The following is a 2,249-nucleotide window of genomic DNA, read 5'->3' as shown; positions in this document are numbered from 1 at the left end:
TTAAATCCACACTATACGCCATTATAACTCAAATAGCTTATTATACCTTTATCATTTACTTTGGGAAGTACTATAAAAGTGAGAACTATAAAAAAAATCTCGATTCTCTGATCAAAGCTGTAAAGCTAGGAAATGCAGAGAAACAATATAACAAAACGTTAAGGGATTTATCTCATGCATTAGAAGGTTTTACAGGTGAGGCAAAAGGTATAGCTGAGTTTGTTATATATACTGACTTGAACAATTATGTAGAACAGCCATTAGGTCTTTTTAAAACATTAATGAATAGAATTTTGGGAAAAAATTTTCCAACCAAGAACAGTAGTATAAGTAATTTTGTAAATGATGAGTTGTCAAGTTTCACTTTAGAAACAGCAGCTAAGTATACAAGAATTTTAAAAAAAATTGATCTCTTGGAACAATTAGAAAAAGATTTCAGAAAAAATAATATTTTAAAAGATTCTTTAAATTTAGAACAAAGTGAAAAGAGTCAAGGAAAAGATAGATCACACGAAGTGAGTTTGGAAGGTAGAAAGCAAAAGGAAGGTACTTTTGAGCTGCGAAAAGAAGAACAGCCGAAAGAAAAATTAGGTGGTAATCGCATGAGGCAAATAAAGCGACCAACAACAGCACCTCCGGCTGCTCCAGATTCGAGGAAGGTACGCTTTAAATCAGAAATATCCTCAGATGGAGAAAGCAAGGCAAAGTCTACATCTTCTTTACTAAAAGGAGCTAATAGTTTTAGTATGCCTGATGCTAAGGAAAATCCTTCTGAGGATTCAGGCTATGAAAGTTCATTAGATCAGGGGTCTGAATATGAAGACATATCAAATTATCAAGAGAAAAAGCAAAAGGAAAATCCTTTATATGAGCAGAGAGAAGATTCAGGCTATGGAAGTTCATTAAATGAAGAGTCTGTATACAAAGAGATATCAAATTATCAAGAGAAGAAGAGTAAAATTTTAATAGAAAATTCGCAGAGTTCAAAATCGCCCAAAGAAGAGCCAATTTATGCAACAGTTCCTAAAGAACATATAGAAGCAAAAAGAGAACGTAAGCAGAAACAACAACCTCAATCCCTCGTACCACCAAAACCACCGCAAGTGCCAAAAAAAATGTTTACTACTGGTCAAGAAGTTAGACAAGAATCGAAAGTGGTAATCAAAGATAAACCTGCAGTACCGCCAAAGCCTAAAAATCTAAGCCGTGCTAATCAAAAAGTAAGCACAGAGCCAAAAGTAGTAGGAGTAATTCTTAAAAAATCAGCTGAAAGAGTACCACTAAAATCTGAAAATCAAGACAATAGGAAATCAGCACAAAAAGCTGCTGGTAAGGCGATACCAAAAGTAGCAGCAGCTACTATGAAAGGAGGAGCTAATCGCGAGATGGGCAGTAAAGTAAAGGCATTAAAAGAAAAATTTGAGCAAAATCAAGCAAAAGGAAATGCTAATGTACAGCTTGCTGAAAGCAAAACCACTCCAGCAGCACAAGCGGATATCGGTGTGAAGAAAAAACAATCTCATTCATTTCTAACAGAGAATAAAAGATCTGCAACGAAACACGTAACAGCAAAATCTGATCCAAAATCTCATGTCAGCAAAAATTCCCTTCTCACGCATGCAAATGTAAAGGAAATGGTTGCACAAATTGAGAAAGGAAAAGGAGGAAGATAGTAACATTTGAGAAAAAAACATATGTGTCAAGTCAAGAGATTGTGAGCAAATTTAGGAAATTATAGCTAAACTGACTTAGATTTACCGACAATTTGAAAAACCGTCATTCCGCTAACTATAGTATTTTCAAAAGCGAATGATAAAGGTATAATATGTTTTTTTAAAGTAGGGAAAGCGATGGTATATAGTGTAGATTTAAGGGAAAAAGCAGTGTCTTTGGTAGAAAAAGGAAAGTCAAAGGTTGAAGTTGCAGAGGTTTTTGAGATAGGGATAGCAACACTATATAGATGGCTAAAAAAGAAAGCTACTGGCCAAGGTCTCAAAGCGGTAAAAAGTACTGGTTTTATTCGAAAAATAGATCCAGAAATACTCGAAGAATATGTCAAAAAACACCCAGATCACACACTAGCAGAAATGAAACAAAACCTTGGCTTTGGGATAAGTGCAATTTGGTATAGATTAAGACAGCTAAAAATAACCTTTAAAAAAAGTCACATTCTATCAAGAGCGCAATCAAGAAGATAGGCAGCGATTTACCGATAAAATCTCAAAAATAGACCATTCCAGCATCTTATA

The 2,249-nt window shown here is 34.5% G+C and carries 2 protein-coding genes; both read left to right on the top strand.

Annotated elements, in window-relative coordinates:
* Nucleotides 1-20: 20 nt before the first annotated feature.
* Nucleotides 21-1,673 carry a hypothetical protein gene (locus WOCAOBSORBRA_RS05900; RefSeq protein WP_246165658.1) on the top strand — a complete coding sequence of 551 codons (1,653 nt, stop codon included), beginning with the start codon at nucleotides 21-23 and terminating at the stop codon, nucleotides 1,671-1,673.
* Nucleotides 1,674-1,850: 177 nt separating this feature from the next.
* Nucleotides 1,851-2,198 (top strand): IS630 transposase-related protein, encoded by a 348-nt coding sequence (locus WOCAOBSORBRA_RS05895; RefSeq protein WP_151808004.1) that lies wholly within the window; start codon nucleotides 1,851-1,853, stop codon nucleotides 2,196-2,198.
* The last annotated feature ends 51 nt before the right edge of the window (nucleotides 2,199-2,249 follow it).

The organism is Wolbachia endosymbiont of Cardiocondyla obscurior (assembly GCF_902713635.1).
GTDB lineage: Bacteria > Pseudomonadota > Alphaproteobacteria > Rickettsiales > Anaplasmataceae > Wolbachia > Wolbachia pipientis.
Note: the sequence above shows the minus strand (reverse complement) of the source record. Positions and strands in the feature narration are given on the sequence as shown.

Bases quoted from the DNA above. Each gene is read 5' to 3' on its own strand.
- WOCAOBSORBRA_RS05895 (WP_151808004.1), top strand. From the start codon at position 1,851: ATGGTATATAGTGTAGATTTAAGGGAAAAAGCAGTGTCTTTGGTAGAA.